At 62.8% G+C, this 21830-nt stretch carries 23 protein-coding genes; all 23 read right to left on the bottom strand.

The window, feature by feature from the left end; translation table 11 throughout:
- Positions 1 to 47: 47 nt before the first annotated feature.
- A complete protein-coding gene (motD, locus tag C4K38_RS08405; RefSeq protein WP_053277972.1) occupies positions 48 to 932 on the bottom strand; it encodes a flagellar motor protein MotD in 885 nt (294 codons plus the stop codon).
- Between the two features lie 15 nt (positions 933 to 947).
- Positions 948 to 1688 (bottom strand): flagellar motor protein, encoded by a 741-nt coding sequence (locus C4K38_RS08400; protein ID WP_025805217.1) that lies wholly within the window; start codon positions 1686 to 1688, stop codon positions 948 to 950.
- Positions 1688 to 2809: a protein-glutamate methylesterase/protein-glutamine glutaminase gene (locus tag C4K38_RS08395; protein ID WP_053277971.1), complete on the bottom strand. Its 1122-nt coding sequence runs from the start codon at positions 2807 to 2809 to the stop codon at positions 1688 to 1690. Before C4K38_RS08395 ends, C4K38_RS08400 begins: the two co-directional genes overlap by 1 nt.
- 49 nt (positions 2810 to 2858) lie before the next feature.
- Positions 2859 to 5138, bottom strand: coding sequence for a chemotaxis protein CheA (locus C4K38_RS08390; RefSeq protein ID WP_053277970.1), 2280 nt, complete (start codon positions 5136 to 5138; stop codon positions 2859 to 2861).
- Positions 5139 to 5150: 12 nt separating this feature from the next.
- Positions 5151 to 5939: a protein phosphatase CheZ gene (locus C4K38_RS08385; protein ID WP_053277969.1), complete on the bottom strand. Its 789-nt coding sequence runs from the start codon at positions 5937 to 5939 to the stop codon at positions 5151 to 5153.
- A 30-nt stretch (positions 5940 to 5969) separates the two neighbouring features.
- Positions 5970 to 6341 (bottom strand): chemotaxis response regulator CheY, encoded by a 372-nt coding sequence (locus C4K38_RS08380; protein WP_003183998.1) that lies wholly within the window; start codon positions 6339 to 6341, stop codon positions 5970 to 5972.
- Between the two features lie 160 nt (positions 6342 to 6501).
- Positions 6502 to 7242, bottom strand: coding sequence for an RNA polymerase sigma factor FliA (fliA, locus tag C4K38_RS08375; RefSeq protein WP_007922505.1), 741 nt, complete (start codon positions 7240 to 7242; stop codon positions 6502 to 6504).
- Positions 7239 to 8069 (bottom strand): flagellar synthesis regulator FleN, encoded by an 831-nt coding sequence (gene fleN / locus C4K38_RS08370; protein WP_025805213.1) that lies wholly within the window; start codon positions 8067 to 8069, stop codon positions 7239 to 7241. Before fleN ends, fliA begins: the two co-directional genes overlap by 4 nt.
- Positions 8070 to 8187: 118 nt before the next feature.
- Positions 8188 to 9504, bottom strand: coding sequence for a flagellar biosynthesis GTPase FlhF (gene flhF / locus C4K38_RS08365; protein WP_025805212.1), 1317 nt, complete (start codon positions 9502 to 9504; stop codon positions 8188 to 8190).
- An 11-nt stretch (positions 9505 to 9515) separates the two neighbouring features.
- Positions 9516 to 11645 carry a flagellar biosynthesis protein FlhA gene (gene flhA, locus C4K38_RS08360; protein WP_053277968.1) on the bottom strand — a complete coding sequence of 710 codons (2130 nt, stop codon included), beginning with the start codon at positions 11643 to 11645 and terminating at the stop codon, positions 9516 to 9518.
- A gap of 166 nt (positions 11646 to 11811) precedes the next feature.
- The gene (flhB, locus tag C4K38_RS08355) at positions 11812 to 12948 is read right to left on the bottom strand and encodes a flagellar biosynthesis protein FlhB (RefSeq protein ID WP_053277967.1); all 1137 of its coding nucleotides are present in this window, start codon (positions 12946 to 12948) and stop codon (positions 11812 to 11814) included.
- A gap of 3 nt (positions 12949 to 12951) precedes the next feature.
- Positions 12952 to 13734 carry a flagellar biosynthetic protein FliR gene (gene fliR, locus C4K38_RS08350; protein WP_053277966.1) on the bottom strand — a complete coding sequence of 261 codons (783 nt, stop codon included), beginning with the start codon at positions 13732 to 13734 and terminating at the stop codon, positions 12952 to 12954.
- Between the two features lie 3 nt (positions 13735 to 13737).
- Positions 13738 to 14007: a flagellar biosynthesis protein FliQ gene (gene fliQ / locus C4K38_RS08345; protein ID WP_003184009.1), complete on the bottom strand. Its 270-nt coding sequence runs from the start codon at positions 14005 to 14007 to the stop codon at positions 13738 to 13740.
- 24 nt (positions 14008 to 14031) lie between these two features.
- A complete protein-coding gene (gene fliP, locus C4K38_RS08340) occupies positions 14032 to 14781 on the bottom strand; it encodes a flagellar type III secretion system pore protein FliP (protein WP_053277965.1) in 750 nt (249 codons plus the stop codon).
- Entirely contained in the window at positions 14781 to 15218 is a 438-nt protein-coding gene (gene fliO, locus C4K38_RS08335; RefSeq protein WP_016702248.1) for a flagellar biosynthetic protein FliO, read from the bottom strand. The genes fliP and fliO overlap by 1 nt, the downstream gene beginning before the upstream one ends.
- Complete coding sequence (fliN, locus tag C4K38_RS08330) at positions 15219 to 15686, bottom strand: flagellar motor switch protein FliN (protein WP_009042742.1); 468 nt, start codon at positions 15684 to 15686, stop codon at positions 15219 to 15221. It lies immediately after the preceding gene.
- A 54-nt stretch (positions 15687 to 15740) separates the two neighbouring features.
- Positions 15741 to 16709 (bottom strand): flagellar motor switch protein FliM, encoded by a 969-nt coding sequence (fliM, locus tag C4K38_RS08325; RefSeq protein ID WP_009042741.1) that lies wholly within the window; start codon positions 16707 to 16709, stop codon positions 15741 to 15743.
- Between the two features lie 9 nt (positions 16710 to 16718).
- Positions 16719 to 17222, bottom strand: a complete 504-nt coding sequence (gene fliL / locus C4K38_RS08320; RefSeq protein WP_053277964.1) for a flagellar basal body-associated protein FliL — start codon at positions 17220 to 17222, stop codon at positions 16719 to 16721.
- Positions 17223 to 17388: 166 nt separating this feature from the next.
- A complete protein-coding gene (locus C4K38_RS08315) occupies positions 17389 to 18753 on the bottom strand; it encodes a flagellar hook-length control protein FliK (RefSeq protein WP_053277963.1) in 1365 nt (454 codons plus the stop codon).
- A 110-nt stretch (positions 18754 to 18863) separates the two neighbouring features.
- On the bottom strand, positions 18864 to 19208 hold the full coding sequence (locus tag C4K38_RS08310; RefSeq protein ID WP_025805201.1) for an Hpt domain-containing protein: 345 nt from the start codon (positions 19206 to 19208) through the stop codon (positions 18864 to 18866).
- A 30-nt stretch (positions 19209 to 19238) separates the two neighbouring features.
- Complete coding sequence (locus C4K38_RS08305) at positions 19239 to 20945, bottom strand: ATP-binding SpoIIE family protein phosphatase (RefSeq protein WP_053278335.1); 1707 nt, start codon at positions 20943 to 20945, stop codon at positions 19239 to 19241.
- A gap of 5 nt (positions 20946 to 20950) precedes the next feature.
- Positions 20951 to 21256: an STAS domain-containing protein gene (locus tag C4K38_RS08300; RefSeq protein WP_025805198.1), complete on the bottom strand. Its 306-nt coding sequence runs from the start codon at positions 21254 to 21256 to the stop codon at positions 20951 to 20953.
- Positions 21257 to 21375: 119 nt separating this feature from the next.
- The gene (gene fliJ / locus C4K38_RS08295) at positions 21376 to 21825 is read right to left on the bottom strand and encodes a flagellar export protein FliJ (protein ID WP_025805197.1); all 450 of its coding nucleotides are present in this window, start codon (positions 21823 to 21825) and stop codon (positions 21376 to 21378) included.
- Positions 21826 to 21830 lie beyond the last annotated feature (5 nt).

The following is a 21830-nucleotide window of genomic DNA, read 5'->3' as shown; positions in this document are numbered from 1 at the left end:
GATTGTTCCTCCCGGCAGGCACGGGCCGACCGAGAAATAGCACCCAGTTATAAAGCCGGTGACGGAGAATTGACGGCACTCTCGCGTCCCGGCGTCTTGACTGGCGTAGGTGCAGTTTGTGTGCCAGCCCGCTTCAATGCCGCATCCGGTGTTGCATGGGCGGTGCCGGTGCCTGTCAGGCTGCGGCGTACATCGAGATTGCGCGACACCACCAGCACCACCCGACGGTTGCGGGCACGGCCATCGGCCGTCGCGTTATTGGCTACCGGCTGGAACTCGCCGTAGCCGACCGACGCCAGGCGCTGTGGATTGACCCCCTGCATCGACAGCATCCGCACGATGCTCGCCGAACGGGCCGACGACAGCTCCCAGTTGGTCGGGTACTGCGCGGTCTGGATCGGCTGGTTGTCGGTAAAACCCTCGACGTGAATCGGGTTGTCGAAGGGTTTGAGGATCGCCGCCACCTTGTCGATGATGTTGAACGCCAGGTCGCTGGGCATGGCATCGCCGCTGCCGAACAACAGGCTGGAGTTGAGTTCGATCTCGACCCACAGCTCGTTGCCGCGCACGGTCATCTGGTTGGAGCTGATCAGGTCGCCAAAAGCCGCGCTGATATCGTCGGCGATGCTTTTCAGCGGGTCGCTGGCGCCGGCGATACCGGCATCGGTCTGCTCGCTGTCCTTGACCAGCGGCTTGGCCGGAGTCACGGTCTGGGGCCGCTCCTCACCGACGGGAATCGGCTTGAGGGCGCGGTCCGAATCGGTGAACACGCCGATCAGCGCTTCGGAAATGACCTTGTACTTGCCCTCGTTGATCGAGGAGATCGAATACATGACCACGAAAAAGGCGAACAGCAAGGTGATGAAGTCCGCGTAGGACACCAGCCAACGCTCATGGTTGACATGCTCTTCATGCCGGCGACGACGGGACATAGTCCATTACCCCCATCAATCCATGAAGCCTTGCAGCTTCAACTCAATGGAACGAGGGTTTTCACCTTCGGCAATCGACAGGATTCCTTCAAGCAACATTTCGCGATAACGCGACTGCCGCAAGGCTATGGACTTGAGCTTGGCGGCGATCGGCAGCAACACCAGGTTGGCGCTGGCCACGCCGTAGATGGTCGCGACGAAGGCCACGGCGATACCGCTGCCCAGCTGCGACGGGTCGGCCAGGTTGCCCATGACATGGATCAGGCCCATGACCGCACCGATGATGCCGATGGTCGGCGCGTAGCCGCCCATGCTTTCAAAGACTTTGGCCGCTTCGATGTCACGGCTTTCCTGGGTGTAGAAATCCACTTCCAGGATGCTGCGGATGGATTCCGGCTCGGCGCCGTCCACCAGCAGTTGCAGGCCCTTGCGCGAATAGGTGTCGGGCTCGGCATCCGCCACGCCCTCCAGGCCCAGCAGGCCTTCCTTGCGGGCGGTGAGGCTCCAGTTGACGACGCGATCGATGCCACCGGCCAGGTCGACCCGCGGCGGAAACAGGATCCAGCCGAGGATCTGCATGGCCCGCTTGAAGGCGCTCAGCGGCGACTGCAGCAACGCCGCACCGATGGTCCCGCCCAGCACGATCAGCGCCGCCGGGCCATTGGCCAGGGCCGACAGATGACCGCCTTCCAGGTAGTTGCCACCGATGATGGCGACGAACGCCATGATGATCCCGATGAGGCTTAGCACATCCATCAGAGACAGGCCTCGACCAGATGCTTGCCGATGTCGTCCAGGCCGTACACCGCATCCGCCAGCTCCGCCTTGACGATCGCCATCGGCATCCCGTAGATCACGCAGCTCGCCTCATCCTGGGCCCAGACCGCGCTGCCGCCCTGCTTGAGCAGGCGCGCGCCTTCGCGACCGTCGGCGCCCATGCCGGTGAGGACCACCGCCAGAACTTTGTCGCCGTAGGACTTGGCCGCCGAACCGAAGGTGATGTCCACGCACGGCTTGTAGTTCAGACGCTCGTCGCCCGGGAGGATTTTCACCGCGCCACGGCCGTCGACCATCATCTGCTTGCCACCCGGTGCCAGCAGCGCCAGGCCCGGACGCAGGATGTCGCCATCCTCGGCTTCCTTGACGCTGATCCGGCAGAGCTTGTCCAGGCGCTCGGCGAACGCCTTGGTGAAGGCCGCCGGCATGTGCTGGATCAGCACGATCGGCGCCGGGAAGTTGGCCGGCAGCTGGGTCAGCACCCGCTGCAGCGCCACCGGACCACCGGTGGAGGTACCGATGGCCACCAGTTTGTAGGCCTTGCGCTTGGGTGCCGCCGACGAGCCAGTGGCCGCCGCGCGGGCAGGAACCGGCGCCGGAGCCGGACGCGCCGGGACCGTGCTGCTGAAGCTGCTGGTGCTCGATGGCGCAGGCGTCGCTGCCGGTTGTGGCGCCGGAGCACTGTAGCTGCTGAAACGACGGTTACTGCGCGAGATGCTGTGGACCTTCTCGCACAGCAGTTGCTTGACCTTCTCGGGATTGCGCGAGATGTCTTCGAAATTCTTCGGCAGGAAATCCACCGCGCCGGCGTCCAGCGCATCCAGGGTCACCCGGGCGCCTTCATGGGTCAGCGAGGAGAACATCAATACCGGCGTCGGGCAGCGCTGCATGATGTGCCGCACCGCCGTGATGCCATCCATCATCGGCATCTCGTAGTCCATGGTGATCACGTCCGGCTTGAGAGCCAGAGCCTGATCGATCGCCTCTTTACCGTTGGTCGCGGTACCGACGACCTGGATATTGATATCCGCTGAAAGAATTTCCGAGACGCGGCGGCGGAAAAAACCCGAATCATCCACCACCAGGACCTTGACTGCCATAAACACTCCGTTAGGCGGGGCAAGGCAAATGGCCCCGCCCCTCCGGTATTCAAATACGCCGTGCGGCGTAACGCTTGAGCATGCTCGGAACATCGAGAATCAGGGCGATGCGGCCGTCACCGGTGATGGTGGCGCCAGACATGCCCGGAGTCCCCTGGAGCATCTTGCCCAGTGGCTTGATGACGACTTCTTCCTGGCCGACCAGTTGATCGACGACGAAGCCGATCCGCTGGGTGCCGACCGAAAGGATCACCACGTGGCCTTCGCGCTGCTCTTCGTGAGCGGCGGAACTGACCAGCCAGCGCTTGAGGTAGAACAGTGGCAGCGCCTTGTCGCGAACGATCACCACCTCCTGGCCGTCGACCACGTTGGTGCGCGACAGGTCCAGGTGGAAAATTTCGTTGACGTTGACCAGCGGGAAGGCGAATGCCTGGTTGCCCAGCATCACCATCAGGGTCGGCATGATCGCCAGGGTCAACGGCACCTTGATGACGATCTTCGAACCCTGGCCCTTGGTCGAGTAGATATTGATCGAACCGTTGAGCTGGGAAATCTTGGTCTTCACCACGTCCATGCCCACACCGCGGCCGGACACGTCGGAGATCTCGGTCTTGGTCGAGAAGCCCGGGGCGAAGATCAGGTTGTAGCACTCGGTGTCGCTCAGGCGATCGGCGGCATCCTTGTCCATCACCCCACGCTTGACCGCAATGGCGCGCAGGACGTTCGGGTCCATGCCTTTGCCGTCATCGGAGATCGACAGCAGGATGTGGTCGCCTTCCTGCTCGGCCGCCAGCACCACCTTGCCGCCACGGGACTTGCCCGCCTCCTCGCGCTCTTCCGGCGACTCGATACCGTGGTCGACGGCGTTGCGCACCAAGTGCACCAGCGGGTCGGCCAGGGCCTCGACGAGGTTCTTGTCGAGGTCGGTCTCTTCACCGACCAGCTCCAGGTTGATCTCTTTCTTGAGCTGGCGGGCCAGGTCGCGAACCAGGCGCGGGAAGCGCCCGAAGACCTTCTTGATCGGCTGCATCCGGGTCTTCATCACCGCGGTCTGCAAGTCGGCCGTGACCACGTCGAGGTTCGACACGGCCTTGGACATGGCTTCGTCGCCGCTGTTGAGCCCCAGGCGCACCAGGCGGTTACGCACCAGCACCAGCTCGCCGACCATGTTCATGATTTCGTCCAGCCGCGCGGTATCGACCCGCACGGTGGTTTCGGCTTCGCTGACCGGCTTTTCCGCCGGGGCGGCAGCCGGAGCACGAGCGGGTGCCGGAGCTGCAGCCGCAGCTGGTTTCGGCGCTTCGGCCTTGGCTTCGGCTTTCTTCACCGCAGGCTTGGCGACAGCAGCAGGTGCCGAGGCCGTGACAGCCGTTGCACTACCCACGGTCGCTGCGGCAGCGGGTACTTCAGAGAACTTGCCCTTGCCATGCAGCTCGTCGAGCAGGGATTCGAATTCCTGGTCGGTGATCAGGTCGCTACCGGCGGCGGCCGCGCTTGGCGCAGCCGGCGGTACCGCCGCGGCCACCGCGGAGTCCAGCGCCTCTACCGCAAAGTTGCCTTTGCCGTGCAACTGGTCCAGCAGGGCTTCGAATTCGTCATCGGTGATTTCATCGCTGGCCGCGGCTTTTTCCGCAGCGGGCGCCGTGGCCGAAGGTGCCACCGCATCCGGTGCGAACTGGCCCTTGCCATGCAATTGATCGAGCAGCGACTCGAACTCGGCGTCGGTAATTTCGTCGCTGGCCGCTTCGCCACCGGCCACAGGCGCAGCAGGTGCAACAGCGGCCGGGGCTTCGGCCTCGGCCTTGGCGGCATTGAGCGAATCGAGCAACTGCTCGAACTCGCTGTCGGTGATATCGCCGGACTCGCTTTCGGTCGATTCGGCGACCGGCTCGGCAACGGCTTCAACCTCGGCCACCGGTGCGGCGACCTCCTCGGCCCCCGCAGGCTCGGCCAGGCGGGCCAGGGCGGCCAGCAATTCCGGAGTGGCGGCGGTGATCTCGGTACGCTCACGCACCTGGCCGAACATGCCGTTCACCGCGTCCAGCGCTTCGAGCACGACGTCCATCAGTTCCGCGTCGACGCGGCGCTCACCCTTGCGCAGGATGTCGAACACGTTTTCGGCGATGTGGCAGCACTCCACCAGCTCGTTGAGCTGGAGGAAGCCGGCGCCCCCTTTTACAGTGTGAAAACCGCGAAAAATTGCGTTGAGCAGATCCGCATCGTCCGGTCGGCTTTCCAGCTCGACCAGTTGTTCGGACAGTTGCTCTAGAATCTCGCCGGCCTCAACCAGAAAATCCTGAAGGATTTCTTCATCGGCGCCGAAGCTCATGTATGGGTGCTCCTAGAATCCAAGGCTGGAAAGCAAATCGTCGACATCGTCCTGACCGGATACAACGTCTTCACGTTTATCGGCATGAATCTGCGGACCTTCACCCTTGGCCAGATGTTTTTGCGGATCTTTTTCAGCGAGGATCGATTCACGGTCATGTTCGATGCCGGCAAAACGATCGACCTGGCTGGCCATCAGGACCAGTTTGAGCAGATTGCTCTCGACTTCGGTGACCAACTGGGTCACGCGCTTGATCACCTGACCGGTCAGGTCCTGGTAGTCCTGCGCCAGCAGAATGTCGTTGAGGTTGCTCGATACCGCGCGCGTCTCTTGTTCGCTGCGGGTCAGGAAACCGTCCACCCGGCGGGCCAGGTCGCGGAATTCTTCGGCGCCCAGTTCGCGGCGCATGAAACGCCCCCAGTCGGCGCTCAGGGTCTGGGCTTCGTTGCTCAGGCCATTGACCAACGGGGTGGCGCTCTCGACCAGGTCCATGGTGCGGTTGGCCGCGGCCTCGGTCAGCCTGACCACATAGGACAGGCGCTCGGTGGCATCCGTGATCTGTGAAACCTCCTCGGCTTGCGGCATATGCGGGTCAATCTGGAAATTGACGATGGCACTATGCAGCTCGCGGGTGAGCTTGCCGACTTCCCGATACAGGCCGCGGTCACGGGTCTGGTTGAGCTCATGGATCAGTTGCACTGCTTCGCCGAACTTGCCTTTTTCAAGGCTGTCGACCAGTTCCACTGCGTGTTTTTTCAGGGTCGATTCGAAATCGCCCAATGAAGATTCGTTGTGCTCCATAGCTCCCCCGTGGCGGAATGGTTCCACATCTCAACCGATGCGTTCGAAGATCTTCTCGATCTTCTCTTTCAACGCCTGGGCCGTGAAGGGCTTGACCACATAGCCGTTTACGCCGGCCTGGGCAGCTTCGATGATCTGTTCGCGCTTGGCTTCAGCGGTCACCATGAGTACCGGCAGGTGCTTGAGTTTTTCATCGGCGCGCACATGGCGCAGCAGATCGATACCGGTCATGCCAGGCATGTTCCAGTCCGTTACCAGAAAGTCGATGCTCCCGCTGTTGAGGACCGGAATGGCGGTGGTGCCATCGTCAGCCTCGACCGTGTTGGTGAACCCCAGGTCACGCAACAGGTTTTTTATGATCCGCCGCATCGTTGAGAAGTCATCAACGATGAGGATTTTCATGTTCTTGTCCAATTCGACCTCCAAGCAGTCTTAAACGCGTCCAGCACCTGAACGCGCCATTCAATCAATCAGGCAGAGCACTCAACGACTGCATGGAATACACACCGCAAGACCGGCAACGTCGTGCCAATCTCGTCCGCAGTGTCCCCCACACTGCCTGTCAGCGCGCTCGCCACTCTCCCAAACGCCCCCGCAAACGGGCCGCGCACTGGCTGTGTAACTGGCTGACCCGCGATTCGCTGACCCCCAGGACCTCACCGATTTCCTTGAGGTTCAGCTCTTCGTCGTAGTACAGCGCCAAGACCAGTCGCTCACGCTCCGGCAAATTGGCAATCGCGTCCGCCAGCGCTGCCTGGAAACGTTCGTCCTCCAGGTCGCGCGACGGCTCGAGATGAGCACTCGCGCCATCCTCATGCAGCCCTTCATGCTCGCCGTCCTGCAACAGGTCGTCGAAGCTGAACAGGCGACTGCCCAAGGTGTCGTTCAAAATCCCGTAATAATCGTCGAGACTCAATTGAAGTTCGGCCGCAACTTCATGATCTTTAGCGTCACGACCGGTTTTAGCTTCAATTGCACGAATGGCATCGCTCACCATCCGGGTATTGCGATGTACCGAACGCGGCGCCCAGTCACCTTTACGGACCTCATCGAGCATCGCGCCACGGATACGGATACCCGCGTACGTCTCGAAACTCGCGCCCTTGCTCGCGTCGTACTTGGTCGACACTTCGAGCAGACCGATCATCCCGGCCTGGATCAGGTCTTCGACCTGGACACTGGCCGGCAGGCGCGCCAGCAGGTGATAGGCAATACGCTTGACCAGTGGCGCATAACGCTCGATCAATTCGTACTGGCTGTCACGTGCTGACTTTTTGTAAAGGTTGTAGCCGCTGGCGCTCATAGCACCGGTCCCGCTGTCTGATGCACTAGCCGCTCGACGAAAAATTCCAGATGCCCACGTGGGTTGGCCGGCAACGGCCAGGTATCGACTTTCTGCGCAATGGCCTTGAACGCCAGCGAGCATTTCGAACGCGGAAACGCCTCATAGACCGCACGCTGCTTTTGCACGGCCTTGCGCACGCATTCGTCGTAAGGCACGGCGCCGACATATTGTAGGGCCACGTCCAGGAAGCGATCCGTGACCTTGGTCAACTTGGCGAACAGGTTGCGGCCTTCCTGCGGGCTCTGCGCCATGTTGGCGAGCACGCGGAAGCGGTTCATGCCGTAGTCGCGGTTGAGCAGCTTGATCAGCGCGTAGGCGTCGGTGATCGAGGTCGGCTCGTCGCAGACCACCAGCAAGACTTCCTGCGCGGCGCGAACGAAGCTGACCACCGAGTCACCGATACCGGCAGCGGTGTCGATCACCAGTACATCGAGGTTGTCGCCGATGTCGCTGAATGCCTGGATCAGGCCGGCATGCTGCGCCGGGCTCAGATGAACCATGCTCTGGGTGCCGGACGCCGCCGGCACGATGCGGATTCCACCCGGCCCCTGCAGCAGCACATCGCGCAGCTCGCAGCGGCCTTCGATCACGTCGGCGAGGGTCCGTTTGGGGGTCAGCCCCAATAGCACGTCGACGTTAGCCAGACCCAGGTCGGCGTCCAGCAGCATGACGCGCCGGCCGAGCTCCGCTAGGGCCAGGGACAAGTTCACTGACACGTTAGTCTTGCCGACGCCACCTTTGCCGCCGGTCACCGCGATCACCTGTACGGGATGCATGCTGCCCATGTTCTTTCTTTACCTTGTCTTACTTAGACGGGGCCACATAACTGGCTGCGCGTTCACCAACGGAACAATGCCTGGCAGACCATCGATGTAGGTACATTGCAATCTTTTCATGATTCCCTCAGCCAACCCGCTTGGTCGGGTTGTGATAGAGGTCAGCGAACATGTCAGCCATGGCTTCTTCGCTGGGTTCTTCCTGCATCTGCACGCTCACCGCACGACTGACCAGCTGATGACGGCGCGGCAAGTGCAGATCGTCCGGAATCCGCGGGCCATCGGTCAGATAGGCAACGGGGAGTTCGTGACTGATCGCCAGACTCAGCACCTCACCAAGGCTGGCGGTTTCATCCAGTTTAGTCAGGATGCAGCCGGCCAGCCCGCAACGCTTGTAGCTGTGGTACGCGGCGGTTAGAACCTGTTTCTGGCTGGTGGTTGCCAAGACCAGATAATTTTTTGCCCGGATCCCGCGTCCGGCCAGACTTTCCAGCTGCATGCGCAGGGCCGGGTCGCTGGCTTGCAGGCCGGCGGTGTCGATCAGCACCACGCGCTTGCGCAGCAGCGGATCAAGGGCTTGCGCCAGGGACTGGCCCGGGTCGACATGGGTCACCGAGACATTGAGGATCCGGCCCAGGGTCTTGAGCTGTTCCTGGGCGCCGATGCGGTAGCTGTCCATGCTCACCAGCGCGATGTTCTGCGCGCCGTACTTGAGTACGTAACGGGCGGCCAGCTTGGCCAGGGTGGTGGTCTTGCCCATGCCGGCGGGGCCGACCATGGCGATCACACCGCCCTCCTCCAATGGCTCGACTTCCGGGGTCACGATCATCCGCGCCAGGTGGGCCAGGAGCATGCGCCAGGCCTGGCGGGGTTCGTCGATTTCAGTGATCAGCGCCAGCAGGTCGCGGGCCAGCGGACCGGACAAGCCGATACGCTGCAGGCGCCGCCAGAGGTTGGCCTGCTCGGGCCGGCTGCCTTGCAGCTGGCTCCAGGCCAGGGAACCGAGCTGGACTTCCAGCAGCTCGCGCAGGCCGTTGAGTTCAAAACGCATCGAGTCGAATGCCCGCTGATCCACAGCCGGCGCGGCGGCCACCGGGGCCGGGCGCTGGGGCTCGCTGAACGTAGGTTCGATCAGCGGCTCGGCAGCGGTCAGCGGCAGGCCGGCGAACAGCTGGCGACTGGTGCTGGCATCGCCGTCGCCACGCAGGCTCAGTTCGGCCTGGGCGGTAACGATGCGCGACTGAGTCTTGCGCAGTTCGTCCTCGAGCTCCATGTTCGGCACCCGCGGCGCCAGCGCCGACAGCTTGTAATCCAGGGCAGCCGTCAGCTCGACACCGCCGGCGATGCGGCGATTGCCAATGATGGCGGCGTCGGCGCCCAGCTCATCACGAACCAGCTTCATGGCCTGACGCATATCGGCGGCGAAAAAACGCTTAACTTGCATAACCCACTACCTCAGCCGTTGGGCCCTACTGTCGCAACGATGGTCACTTGCTTGTTGTCAGGGATTTCCTGGTAAGCCAACACGTGCAAGCCCGGGACCGCCAGGCGTCCGAACCGCGAGAGCATCGCGCGGACCGGACCGGCTACCAGCAGAATCACCGGTTGACCTTGCATTTCCTGGCGCTGCGCGGCTTCGATCAACGAACGCTGCAGCTTCTCAGCCATGCTTGGCTCCAACAGAACACCCTCTTCCGAGCCTTGTCCTGCCTTCTGCAGACTATTGAGCAAAATCTGTTCCAACCTGGGCTCCAAGGTGATCACAGGCAGCTCGGACTCAGTCCCTACAATGCTTTGCACGATGGCGCGCGACAATCCGACCCGCACCGCGGCCACCAAAGCGGCAGTATCTTGACTCTTGGCGGCATTGTTCGCGATGGCCTCGGCAATGCTGCGGATATCGCGCACCGGCACCTGTTCGGCCAGCAGCGCCTGCAGCACCTTGAGCAGCTGGGACAGCGAGAGCACGCCCGGCACCAGTTCTTCCGCCAGCTTCGGCGAGCCCTTGGCCAGCAGTTGCAGGAGCTGCTGGACTTCTTCGTGGCCGATCAACTCGCTGGAGTGCTTGTACAGAATCTGGTTGAGGTGGGTGGCGACCACGGTGCTGGCATCGACCACGGTGTAACCCAGCGACTGCGCCTGGGCGCGCTGGCTGATCTCGATCCACACCGCCTCCAGGCCGAAGGCCGGATCTTTGGCGGTGATGCCGTTGAGACTGCCGTAGACCTGCCCCGGGTTGATCGCCAGCTCGCGGTCCGGATAGATCTCGGCCTCGGCCAGGATCACCCCCATCAGCGTCAGCCGGTAAGCGCTGGGCGCCAGGTCGAGGTTGTCGCGAATATGCACGGTGGGCATGAGGAAGCCCAGGTCCTGGGACAGCTTCTTGCGCACGCCCTTGATCCGCGCCAGCAGTTGCCCACCCTGGTTGCGGTCCACCAGGGGAATCAGGCGATAGCCGACTTCCAGGCCGATCATGTCGATCTGGGTCACGTCATCCCAGCCCAGCTCCTTGGTTTCCATGGCGCGGGCCGGCGAAGGCAGCAGCTCCTGCTGGCGCTTGACCTCTTCCAGCGCCTGGACCTTGACCACGTTCTGCCGTTTCCAGAACAGGTACGCGGCACCGGCCGCCAGGGCCGCCATGCTCAGGAAGGAAAAGTGCGGCATGCCCGGCACCAGGCCCATCACCGCCATCAGGCCGGCGGCGACGGCCAGGGCCCGGGGCGAGGCGAACATCTGCCGGTTGATCTGCTTGCCCATGTCTTCGGAACCGGAAGCACGGGTCACCATGATCGCGGCCGCGGTGGACAGCAGCAGCGATGGCAATTGCGCCACCAAACCGTCACCGATGGTCAGCAAGGCGTAGACCCGGCCGGCATCGCCGAAGGACATATTGTGCTGGAAGATACCGACCGCCATACCGCCGATCAGGTTGATGAACAGGATCAGCAGGCCGGCGATGGCGTCACCGCGGACGAACTTGCTGGCACCGTCCATGGAACCGTAGAACTCGGCTTCCTGGGCCACTTCCTGGCGCCGCGCCTTGGCCTGGGCCTGGTCGATCAGGCCAGCGTTGAGGTCGGCGTCGATGGCCATCTGCTTGCCCGGCATCGCATCGAGGGTGAAACGCGCGCTCACCTCGGAAATCCGCCCGGCACCCTTGGTCACCACCACGAAGTTGATGATCATCAGGATCGCGAACACCACGATACCGACCACGTAGTTACCGCCGATCACCACCTCACCGAAGGCCTGGATCACTTTACCGGCGGCGGCGTGACCGTCCTGGCCGTGGAGCATCACCACCCGCGTGGAGGCCACGTTCAGCGCCAGGCGCAACAGGGTCGCCACCAGCAGGATGGTCGGGAATACCGCGAAATCCAGCGGCCGCAGGGCATACACACAGACCAGCAGCACGACGATCGACAGGGCGATGTTGAAGGTGAAGAACACGTCCAGCAGGAACGGCGGCACCGGCAGCATCATCATGGCCAGCATGACCAGCAGTAACAGCGGCACACCCAGGTTCCCCCGACTGAGGTCAGCCAGGTTAGTGCGAGCCGTACTGATTAACTGAGAGCGATCCACCGGTATTCCCCGTTCCCTAAAGCAAACTTTTGACGCCTGGAGGCGGCGCAGGGCGGGTATTGCAAGAAGCCTTCCAACTTTGGCCTGGAAGGCAAACTGATTTATGGCGTTGCGCCATCACCGGCTAAAAAGGGCGACTCCAGCGCCGTCGACGCCAAGGCGCAGATCAAGAATCGCGACGCAAATCCGGCGGAATCGGCAGATCCTTGAGCGGATCGGGACGCTTGCCCTTGCCAGCCTGGTGCTGGCGAATCTGATAGACATACGCCAGCACCTGGGCCACCGCCAGATAGAGCCCGGCGGGGATTTCCTGCTCCAGCTCGGTGGAGTAGTAGATCGAACGCGCCAGCGCCGGCGACTCCAGCAACAGCACTTCGTTGGCCACGGCGATCTCGCGGATCTTCAGCGCCAGGAAATCGCTGCCCTTGGCCAGCAACACCGGCGCCCCGCCCTTCTCCGCGTCGTACTTGAGCGCCACGGCGTAGTGGGTCGGGTTGGTGATGACCACGTCCGCCTCGGGAATCGCCGCCATCATCCGCCGCTGCGACATCTCGCGCTGGACCTGGCGAATCCGCTGCTTGACCTCCGGGCGCCCTTCCTGGTCCTTGTGCTCGTCACGAACTTCCTGCTTGGTCATCAGCAGCTTCTTGTAGCTCTGGTACAGCTGCACCGGCACGTCCACCGCGGCGATCAGGATCAGCCCGCAGGCCATCCACAAGGTGCTCCAGGCCACCACTTGCACACTGTGGATAATCGCCTGCTCCAGCGGCTCGTGGGCGATCCGCAGCAGGTCGTCGATATCCGAGCGCAGCACCGACAAAGCCACGACCAAGATCACCACAAACTTGGCGAAGGCCTTGAGCAACTCGATCAGCGAGGTCGGCGACACCATGCGCTTCATGCCGCTGAGCGGGTTCATGCGACTGAACTTGGGCGCCAGGCTCTTGGTTGAAAACAGCCAGCCGCCCAAGGAGATAGGACCGATGAGTGCCGCCAGCACCAGGGGCAGCAGGATCGGCATCGCGGCGATAATCGCGATCTTGCCCGAATGCAGCAGGTACAGGCCCATGGCGCCGGGGCTGAGCAGCACCTCGCGCGGCAGGGAGAAATTCAGGCGCATGATTTCCAGCAGGTCTTGCGCCACCCCCGCGCCGTAGATCAGCAGGCCGGCGGCACCGATCATGGTGATCGCCAGGGTGTTGAGCTCTTTGGAGCGGGCAATCTCGCCCTTTTCCCGGGAGTCCTTTTTACGTTTCTCCGTGGGGTCTTCTGTCTTGTCCTGACCGCTCTCGCTCTCAGCCATGGCTCAACGCGCCTGTGCCAGGTTGCGCAGCAACTGCAGGGCCTCGACGGCCAGCGGTTGGTACTGGTTGAGAATGTCGCCCAGGCTGACCCAGAAAATCACCAGGCCCAGCACCAGGGTCAGCGGAAAACCGATGGAGAAGATGTTCAACTGCGGCGCCGCGCGGGTCATCACGCCAAAGGCGATGTTCACCACCAGCAGCGCGGTGATCGCCGGCAATACCAGCAACAGGGCGGCGCCCAGCACCCAGCCGAGCTTGCCGGCAATGTCCCAGAAGTGGTTGACCAGTAGCGTGCTGCCCACCGGCAAGGTGGTGAAGCTTTCGGTCAGCACCTCGAAGACCACCAGATGACCGTTCATGCCGAGGAACAGCAAGGTCACCAGCATGGTCAGGAACTGCCCGATCACCGCCGCCGAAACGCCGTTGGTGGGGTCGACCATGGACGCGAAGCCCATGCCCATCTGCGTCGAAATGATCTGCCCGGCGATCACGAAAGCCTGGAAGAACAACTGCAAGGAGAAGCCGAACAAGGCGCCGATGATGATCTGCTCGGCAATCAGCAGCAGCCCGCTCAGATCCAGCGCATTGACCGCCGGCATGGGCGGCAGGCCCGGCACCACCACGACGGTGATGGCCAGGGTGAAATACAGGCGGACACGGGTCGGCACCAGGGTCGTGCCGAAGACCGGCATGGTCATCAACACGGCGCCGATACGGAACAGCGGCAGCATGAAAGTCGCGACCCAGGTGCTGATCTGCGTATCGGTAAGCGCCAGCAGAGACATGGCTTAGCCGATCAACTGCGGAATACTGCCGTACAGCTGCAGGATGTATTCCATGAAAGTTTGCACCAGCCAGGGACCGGCGACGATCAGCGTCACCAGCATCACCAGCAGGCGCGGCAGGAAGCTCAGGGTCTGTTCGTTGATCTGGGTGGCGGCCTGGAACATCGCCACCAGCAGGCCCACCAGCAGGCTGGGGATCACCAGGATGGCGACCATCATGGTGGTCAGCCAGAGCGCTTCGCGAAACAGGTCTACTGCGACTTCAGGCGTCATAACGCGTCACCCGCCAACAAGGTTCTAAACACCACCGAAACTGCCCGCCAGGGTACCGATGATCAGGGCCCAGCCATCCACCAGCACGAACAGCATGATCTTGAACGGCAGGGAAATGATCAGCGGCGACAGCATCATCATGCCCATCGCCATCAGCACACTGGCGACCACCAGGTCGATGATCAGGAACGGAATGAAGATCATGAAGCCGATCTGGAACGCGGTCTTCAGCTCCGAAGTGACGAAGGCCGGCACCAGGATCGTCAGCGGCGCCTGGTCCGGCGTCGCGATGTCGGTACGCTTGGACAGGCGCATGAACAGCTCCAGGTCGCTACTGCGGGTCTGGGCCAGCATGAAGTCCTTGATCGGCACCTGGGCCTTGGCCACCGCGTCCTGGGCGTTGAGTTTCTCCGCCAGGTACGGCTGCAGGGCATCCTGGTTCACCCGGTCGAACACCGGGGCCATGATGAACATCGTCAGGAACAGCGCCATGCCAGTGAGGATCTGGTTCGACGGCGTCTGCTGCAGGCCCAGGGCCTGACGCAGGATCGAGAACACGATGATGATCCGGGTGAAGCTGGTCATCAGCATGACGAACGCTGGAATGAAGCTCAGCGCGGTCATGATCAGCAGGATCTGCAGGCTGACCGAGTATTCCTGCTGGCCGTCGGCATTGGTGCCGAGGGTGATCGCCGGGATCGACAACGGGTCGGCCGCCAGCGCCAGCGGCGCCGCCAGCATCAGGACCAACATCAAGAGGAGGCGCAACGGCATTACTTCTTATCCTTCTGATCCTTGCCCAGCAGCTCCATCAGGCGCTGGGCAAACTCCGGAGTCGCCTGCTCGGTGCTCGGCACCTGCACCGGCTCCTTGAGCACGTGCAACGCAGTGATGGTGCCCGGCGTCAGACCGAGCAGAATCTGTTCGTTGCCGACCTGCACCAGCACCAGCCGATCTCGTGGACCGAGCGCCCGCGAGCCGACCAGCTCGATGACCTGCCCCTTGCCGGCCGGTCCGGCCTGCTGCACCCGGCGCAACAGCCAGGCGAGGAAGAAGATCAGCCCCACCACCAGCAATAGGCCCAGCACCAGCTGGGTCAGTTGCCCGGCCACGCCGCTGCTGCCAACCACCGGCGCAGCGGTGCCAGCCGCCGGCTCGGCGGCCAGGGCCCAGAGCGGCCAGGCCAGGAACAACGCGAGTGCCTTTCTCACTTAGCGCAGCTTCTTGATGCGTTCGCTCGGGCTGATCACGTCAGTCAGGCGGATGCCGAACTTCTCGTTGACCACCACCACTTCGCCATGGGCGATCAGCGTGCCGTTGACCAGCACATCCAGCGGCTCGCCGGCCAGGCGATCGAGCTCGATCACCGACCCCTGGTTGAGCTGCAGCAGGTTGCGAATGTTGATGTCGGTGCTGCCGACCTCCATGGAGATCGACACCGGGATGTCCAGGATCACGTCCAGGTTCGGACCGTCGAGGGTCACCGGCTCATTGTTCTTCGGCACACTGCCGAACTCTTCCATCGGCAGGCGATTGGACGCCGGCGCGCTGGCCGCGTCGGCCGCCAGCAAGGCATCGATATCGTCTTGCCCGGCGTCGCCGGTTTCCTGCAGGGCAGCCGCCCACTCATCAGCCAGGGCCTGGTCTTCTGCGGAAGTCATTTCGTGTTCGTCAGCCATGTTGTCCTCGGCGGGCAAAAAATCATTAACAAAGCGAATTCATAACAACACCGCTCAACGGCGCTCGATCGGCTCGATCACTTGCAGGGCCAGGTTGCCCTTGTGCGAACCGAGCTTGACCTTGAACGCCGGTACGCCGTTGGCGCGCATGATCATGTCTTCAGGCAGTTCCACCGGGATCACATCCCCTGGCTGCATGTGCAGGATGTCGCGCAGGCGCAACTGCCGGCGAGCTACGGTGGCGCTCAAGGGCACGTCCACGTCCAGCACGTCTTCGCGCAGGGCCTTGCTCCAGCGCTCGTCCTGGTCGTCCAGGTCCGACTGGAAGCCGGCGTCGAGCATTTCCCGCACCGGCTCGATCATCGAGTACGGCATGGTCACGTGCAGGTCGCCGCCGCCGCCATCGAGCTCGATGTGGAAGGTCGAGACCACGATCGCTTCGCTCGGGCCGACGATGTTGGCCATGGCCGGGTTCACTTCGGAGTTGATGTACTCGAAGTTGACTTCCATGATCGCCTGCCAGGCTTCCTTCAGATCGACGAAGGCCTGCTCCAGCACCATGCGCACCACGCGCAATTCGGTCGGGGTGAATTCACGACCTTCGATCTTGGCGTGACGACCGTCGCCGCCGAAGAAGTTGTCCACCAGCTTGAACACCAGCTTGGCGTCGAGGATGAACAGCGCGGTACCGCGCAGCGGCTTGATCTTCACCAGGTTGAGGCTGGTCGGCACGTACAGCGAGTGCACGTATTCGCCGAACTTCATCACCTGCACGCCGCCCACCGCCACGTCCGCCGAACGGCGCAGCATGTTGAACATGCTGATACGGGTGTAGCGGGCAAAACGTTCGTTGATCATCTCCAGGGTCGGCATGCGTCCGCGGACGATGCGATCCTGGCTGGTCAGGTCGTAGCTTTTGACGCTGCCGGGCTCGGCGGCGTGTTCGGTCTGTACCAGACCGTCATCGACGCCATGCAGCAGCGCGTCGATCTCATCCTGGGACAGCAGGTCCTGCACGGCCATGTCGTGTTCCTACTGCAGTACGAAGTTAGTAAAGAGCAACTGCTCGACCACCACTTTGCCGACCTCTTTCTGGGCCACTTCCTGCACGCTGGCGGTGGCCTTCTGGCGCAGCATTTCCTGACCGACCGGAGTCGCCAGGGTGTCGAAGCTCTGGCCGGAGAACAGCATGACCAGGTTGTTGCGGATCACCGGCATATGCACTTTCAGCGCGTCCAGATCGGCCTGGTTGCGCGCCAGCAGGGTGATGCTCACCTGCATGTAGCGCTGGCGGCCGTTCTGCGTGTAGTTGGCCACGAAGGCCGGCGCCATGGGCTCATAGATGGCCGCTGGCTTGACGCTGCTGGTTGCCTCGGCCGTCTCGGCAGGCTTGCTCTGGGCACTACTGTGCATGAAGTACCAGGTAGCCCCGACGGACAAACCGATCGCCAGCAACAAGGCCAGAACAATCAAGAGGATAAGCTTGAGTTTGCCTTTCCCGGCGGGGGTTTTCTCTGCTGCTTCGCTCTTCGCCATGCCAATAATCCGTCACTAATCGGGTTTTCACAGTCGCACGGCAAGGCAAGAGCAAGTGTTATGCCAGATTTGTCTGAACTGAAGGGATAGGGAAGCGCAAAGCAAAAGATCGCCAGCCGCGGTATCCCGCGACTGACGATCTTCTGTTCAATGACGCTTGAGCGGGTCAGGCGTAATAGTCGACGGCGCTGGTGCCAATGACCGTGCTGGTGCTGGCGGCGACTTCGGCCACGCTCGGCGGCAGCTCCTCATCCCCGCCATCCAGGCGCCCGCCACTGGCGCTGGTGCCGTTGCTGCGATGCTGCCCCTGCTGGGCCTGCTCCTGACCACCCTGCCAGTTGCGCGACTGGTCGGAGACGTTGACGTCCACCTGCCCCATACCTTGCTGGTGGAACATGTCGCGCAGGCGATGCATCTGCCCCTCGAGGGCCTCGCGCACGCCGACATGGGCACTCATGAAGGTCACCTGGGTCTGCTGGTCCGGCACCATGTTCACGCGGATGTCCAGGCGCCCCAGCTCGGCCGGCTGCAACTGGATCTCGGCCGACTTCAGATTGACGCTGGACAGGTACATGACCCGGTTGACCACTTCTTCGGTCCAGCCGCTCTGATGCATGGCCAGCGGCTGGTTCACCGGGATGGCGTTGGCGGTCTTGGGCGTGGCCGCCTGGGTCAGGGCCGCCAGGCGGTTGGCGAAATCGTCGACGCGGGTGTCGCTGGCGGCACTCTTGAGGTCCTTGAGACCGTCATCGAGCAGACCGCTGAAGGCCTTTTCGCCGCCCTGTTCGGTGCTGTCCTTGTTCACCTGCAGATCCAGCATGTTAGCCATGCCGCTGGCGAAGGTCTGGGCCGAAGTCGGCCCGTCATCGGCCACCAGGGGCGGCGCCGCCTTGTTCTGCGCCTGGCTGGAAGCCGAGACATGGCCACTCTGCTCCATGGCCAGGCGCACCACCGGCAGCGCATCCAGCGGATCGGCTTCGGGATCGAATTCAGGGTCGACCGGCACCGGCGTCACGGTACTGGTCACCAGCGGCGCAACCGGCTGCGTTTGCGGCTGCACTTGCGGCGATGCCGAAACCGGCGCGGCCACCACTTCCGGCTCAGGCACCGGCAATGGCACCGGCTGGGTCGCCTGCATCAGCGCCGGATCGAGGGTGGGGTCGACCGGCGTACCGTCGGCCAGCGGCTGATCGCTGCTCGCGGTTTGGTCATCGGCGACCTTGTCGTCACTGGCAGCGGCCTTGTCGGCAGGCAAGGTTTTGCCGCTATCGGCAACCGCCGGCTCGGGGACGGCAGTCTTGCCCTGGCCCGGATCCACCTTGACGGCGGCTTCGCCAGCCTTGTCGCGAGCCGGTTTGATGGGGCCGTCGGCGGCCGCTACCGGCTTGCCGAGCGCTTCCCTGGCGAACACCCGGGCAAAGCTTGCGCCTTTATCCCCGGGCTCGGCGGCGCTTGCCTGGGGACTGGCGGAAGCCGCTTGAGTCTTGGCCTGGGAAGCGGCCTGAAGCAGCATGTTCGGGGTAAGGGGCATGAAAACGGTCTCCGCTGCACTGGGATCGTAGGTACAGTTGGGAGACTTGGTTGCAAAGGTCGAGCCAGCTTTGCTGGCTCGCGGGGAAAAGCCTGGGTTGCGAGGGTTTTTCAGCAGTGGAAACGCTGGCGTTCCTGCTCGCACAGCTGCCGGACAATGGCGAATTCGCCATCGATCTCGCCCACCAGCTGCTCGATACCGCGCAACGACGAGTCCTGGGCACGCTGCTCCAACTGATGACAGAGCTCGGCCAGGCGAATCGCCCCCATATTGCTGCTGCTGCCCTTGAAGCTGTGGGCGGTGGCGACAAGTTGACGGGGGTCGTCGACCTTGTGCAACTGGCGCAAACGCTCTTCGGAGTCGCAAAGGAAGGTGTCGAGCAACAACGGATACTCATCCTCCATGACTTCCTGCAATGCGTTCAGCACCTCGTGATCCAGATGAATTTCAGCCACTTGCTCACTCCTTGATCAAGAATCGGCGAATTATGCCAGAGGCTCCCAAGAAAACTCCACGCAGGCACTACGACCATCGTCAGACCAACTGGCACGCTGGCTGAGCTGACGGATCAGGCTGACGCCGCGCCCGGACAGGCGATCACCATCGACGGGCCGCGCCATCACCCGCCCGACATCGAAACCACCGCCACTGTCCTCGACCCGGATCAGCAAGCGACCACCGGCACCCTGGGGCTCCACCTGCAGGTGCACCCGCACAAAACCCTCCTGCAACGCTTCGAGGCGTACCGCGCGCTCCCGGTAATAGCGGGAAAAGCCCTGGGCATCGCGCTTGAGGCTCGAGTCCAGGCGCAATACGCCATGCTCCAGGGCGTTGGAATACAACTCGGCCAGCACACTGTAGAGCGCCCCGCTCTGCGCCCGCAGGCCATGCACTTCCAGCAACAGCTGCAGCAGGTAAGGCAGAGGATTGAAGCGTTTGAGGGTGGCGGCGCGATACTCGAAGCTCACCGACCAGTCCAGCGGGCAGGACTGACCGCTGTCGGAGTACACCAGCGCCGGCGGCGCCAGCTGCCGGGCCTCGAGCAGACTGACCTCGACCATGCTCACATCGTCCCGCGCATCGCCACCAAACTCGCTCAGGGCCCGCTGGATCTCCTCGAACAACAGGTCCGGCTCGCGGTTGGCGGCAAACACCTGCTGCAGGCGCTCGACACCGAACAACTGCTCGTTGGCGTCGCAGGTATCGATCACCCCATCGGACAACAGGAACACCCGGTCGCCCAGGGCCATGGGAAAGACTTCGGTGCGGTCGTCGAATGCCTCGGCACCCAGCACCCCCAGCGGCAAATGGTGCGCCACCAGCGGCACCCGCTCTCCGCTTGCCAGGCGATGCAGGTAGCCATCCGGCATGCCGCCGTTCCACACCTCCACCGCCCGCCGCTGGAAACTCAGGCACAGCAGCGTCGCACAACAGAACATGCCCACCGGCAGGATGCGCTTGAGCTTGGCATTCATCTCGCGCAGGGTTTCGGGCAGCCCGTAACCCTTGGCCGTCATACCGTAGAACACCTCGGCCAGGGGCATCGCGCCCACGGCCGCCGGCAAGCCGTGGCCGGTGAAATCCCCCAACAGCACATGCATGTCGCCCGTCGGGGTAAAGGCCGCCAGCAGCAAATCGCCGTTGAACAGCGCGTACGGCGACTGCAGGTAGCGGATATTCGGCGCGTTCAGGCATCCGGAGTGCGCCACCTTGTCGAACACCGCCTTGGCCACCCGCTGCTCGTTGAGCAGGTAGTCATGGTGCTGGGTGATCTGGTCGCGCTGCTGCAGCACCGTTTCCTGCAAGCGCCGCAAGCGATCCATGGCCTTGATCTTGGCGGCCAGGATCACCGGGCTGTAGGGTTTTGCCAGAAAATCGTCGCCACCGGCTTCCAGGCAGCGCGCCAGCGCCTCGCTCTGGGTGAGCGAGGTCAGGAAAATGATCGGCACCAGCGCTTCGCCAGCCAGGCGCTTGATCTGCCGGGCCGCCTCGAAACCGTCCATCACCGGCATCATCGCGTCCATCAACACCAGATGCGGGCGCTGCTGGATGAACAGCTCCACCGCCTCGGCGCCGTTGCTCGCCGTCAGCACCTCGTGCCCCTGGCGCCGGACGATGCTCGACAGCAACATACGGTCGCTCGTGCCGTCCTCGGCGATCAGCACGCACAGAGGTGCCTCAATCGACTGCATGTCGATCAACTGATGTCGAACAGCTTGTCGAAATTGGAAATGGCGAGAATCTTGCGAACGTCCGAGTTGCTGTTGATCACTCGCACGTCGGAATCGTCGCCGCCGGCGTGATCGCGCAGCAACAGCAGCATGCCCAGGGCAGAACTGTCGAGGTAGGTGGCGTCTTTCAGGTCCACCACTATGGAGTCGGGTTTTTTGTTGAGGTGCTCGTAGGACTCGCGAAACTCTTGATGCCGGCCAAAATCGAAACGTCCCTTGATCGAAATCGTCAGTTTTTGCCCGTCCGGTGATACTTCAGTAACGACTGACATGATACCGCTTCCTTGTGATTGGCAATCTGTACAAGGTTTAGCACCCCGTACAGACATGGGCAACCCGAACCGCCGAAGCGTCGCTGACAAGCGCCTGGCGGCGACGAACGGGATGGCGATCAGTAAGGATCCTGACGCGGCAGGCGCTGGGACAACTCGTCGAGCAGCTTCTGCTCGCGCTTGTCTTCCAGTTGGCGGGCTTCATCGATGTAGCGCTGCACCAGTTTGCGCAAGCCCTCGACCCGGGCATAGGCCTGCTGCCAGGTTTCCCGGGCGCGGTTGAGGTTGTTCTGGTGCCAGGCCAGGCTTTGCCGCTGCTGCCCCACGGCGGTTTCCAGCTGATTGAGGAAGTGTTGGTAGTTCATCAGCCATTGGCCGGAAACCCCACCGCTACCCCGCTCGATCCACTGTTGCTGGTATTCGCCACGAAAGCGTTCCAGATCCCCCAGCTTGCTTTCCGCCAGGCGCACCTGGCCCTGGAAATGCCCCAGGCGCTGGGCGGCGGTGCGCTCGGCGCTTTCGGCCATTTCGACCACGGGCGCCAGACGCGCGGCACGGCTGTTGGCCATGGCGG

It is taken from the genome of Pseudomonas chlororaphis subsp. piscium, from assembly GCF_003850345.1.
Classification (GTDB): domain Bacteria; phylum Pseudomonadota; class Gammaproteobacteria; order Pseudomonadales; family Pseudomonadaceae; genus Aquipseudomonas; species Aquipseudomonas piscium.
This window is presented reverse-complemented; position numbering and strand designations above follow the sequence as displayed.

Coding starts and splice junctions, on each gene's coding strand:
- motD (WP_053277972.1), bottom strand. CDS start 932: ATGTCCCGTCGTCGCCGGCATGAAGAGCATGTCAACCATGAGCGTTGG.
- C4K38_RS08400 (WP_025805217.1), bottom strand. CDS start 1,688: ATGGATGTGCTAAGCCTCATCGGGATCATCATGGCGTTCGTCGCCATC.
- C4K38_RS08395 (WP_053277971.1), bottom strand. CDS start 2,809: ATGGCAGTCAAGGTCCTGGTGGTGGATGATTCGGGTTTTTTCCGCCGC.
- C4K38_RS08390 (WP_053277970.1), bottom strand. CDS start 5,138: ATGAGCTTCGGCGCCGATGAAGAAATCCTTCAGGATTTTCTGGTTGAG.
- C4K38_RS08385 (WP_053277969.1), bottom strand. CDS start 5,939: ATGGAGCACAACGAATCTTCATTGGGCGATTTCGAATCGACCCTGAAA.
- C4K38_RS08380 (WP_003183998.1), bottom strand. CDS start 6,341: ATGAAAATCCTCATCGTTGATGACTTCTCAACGATGCGGCGGATCATA.
- fliA (WP_007922505.1), bottom strand. CDS start 7,242: ATGAGCGCCAGCGGCTACAACCTTTACAAAAAGTCAGCACGTGACAGC.
- fleN (WP_025805213.1), bottom strand. CDS start 8,069: ATGGGCAGCATGCATCCCGTACAGGTGATCGCGGTGACCGGCGGCAAA.
- flhF (WP_025805212.1), bottom strand. CDS start 9,504: ATGCAAGTTAAGCGTTTTTTCGCCGCCGATATGCGTCAGGCCATGAAG.
- flhB (WP_053277967.1), bottom strand. CDS start 12,948: ATGGCTGAGAGCGAGAGCGGTCAGGACAAGACAGAAGACCCCACGGAG.
- fliR (WP_053277966.1), bottom strand. CDS start 13,734: ATGTCTCTGCTGGCGCTTACCGATACGCAGATCAGCACCTGGGTCGCG.
- fliQ (WP_003184009.1), bottom strand. CDS start 14,007: ATGACGCCTGAAGTCGCAGTAGACCTGTTTCGCGAAGCGCTCTGGCTG.
- fliP (WP_053277965.1), bottom strand. CDS start 14,781: ATGCCGTTGCGCCTCCTCTTGATGTTGGTCCTGATGCTGGCGGCGCCG.
- fliN (WP_009042742.1), bottom strand. CDS start 15,686: ATGGCTGACGAACACGAAATGACTTCCGCAGAAGACCAGGCCCTGGCT.
- fliM (WP_009042741.1), bottom strand. CDS start 16,709: ATGGCCGTGCAGGACCTGCTGTCCCAGGATGAGATCGACGCGCTGCTG.
- fliL (WP_053277964.1), bottom strand. CDS start 17,222: ATGGCGAAGAGCGAAGCAGCAGAGAAAACCCCCGCCGGGAAAGGCAAA.
- C4K38_RS08315 (WP_053277963.1), bottom strand. CDS start 18,753: ATGCCCCTTACCCCGAACATGCTGCTTCAGGCCGCTTCCCAGGCCAAG.
- C4K38_RS08305 (WP_053278335.1), bottom strand. CDS start 20,945: ATGCAGTCGATTGAGGCACCTCTGTGCGTGCTGATCGCCGAGGACGGC.
- C4K38_RS08300 (WP_025805198.1), bottom strand. CDS start 21,256: ATGTCAGTCGTTACTGAAGTATCACCGGACGGGCAAAAACTGACGATT.
- fliJ (WP_025805197.1), bottom strand. CDS start 21,825: ATGGCCAACAGCCGTGCCGCGCGTCTGGCGCCCGTGGTCGAAATGGCC.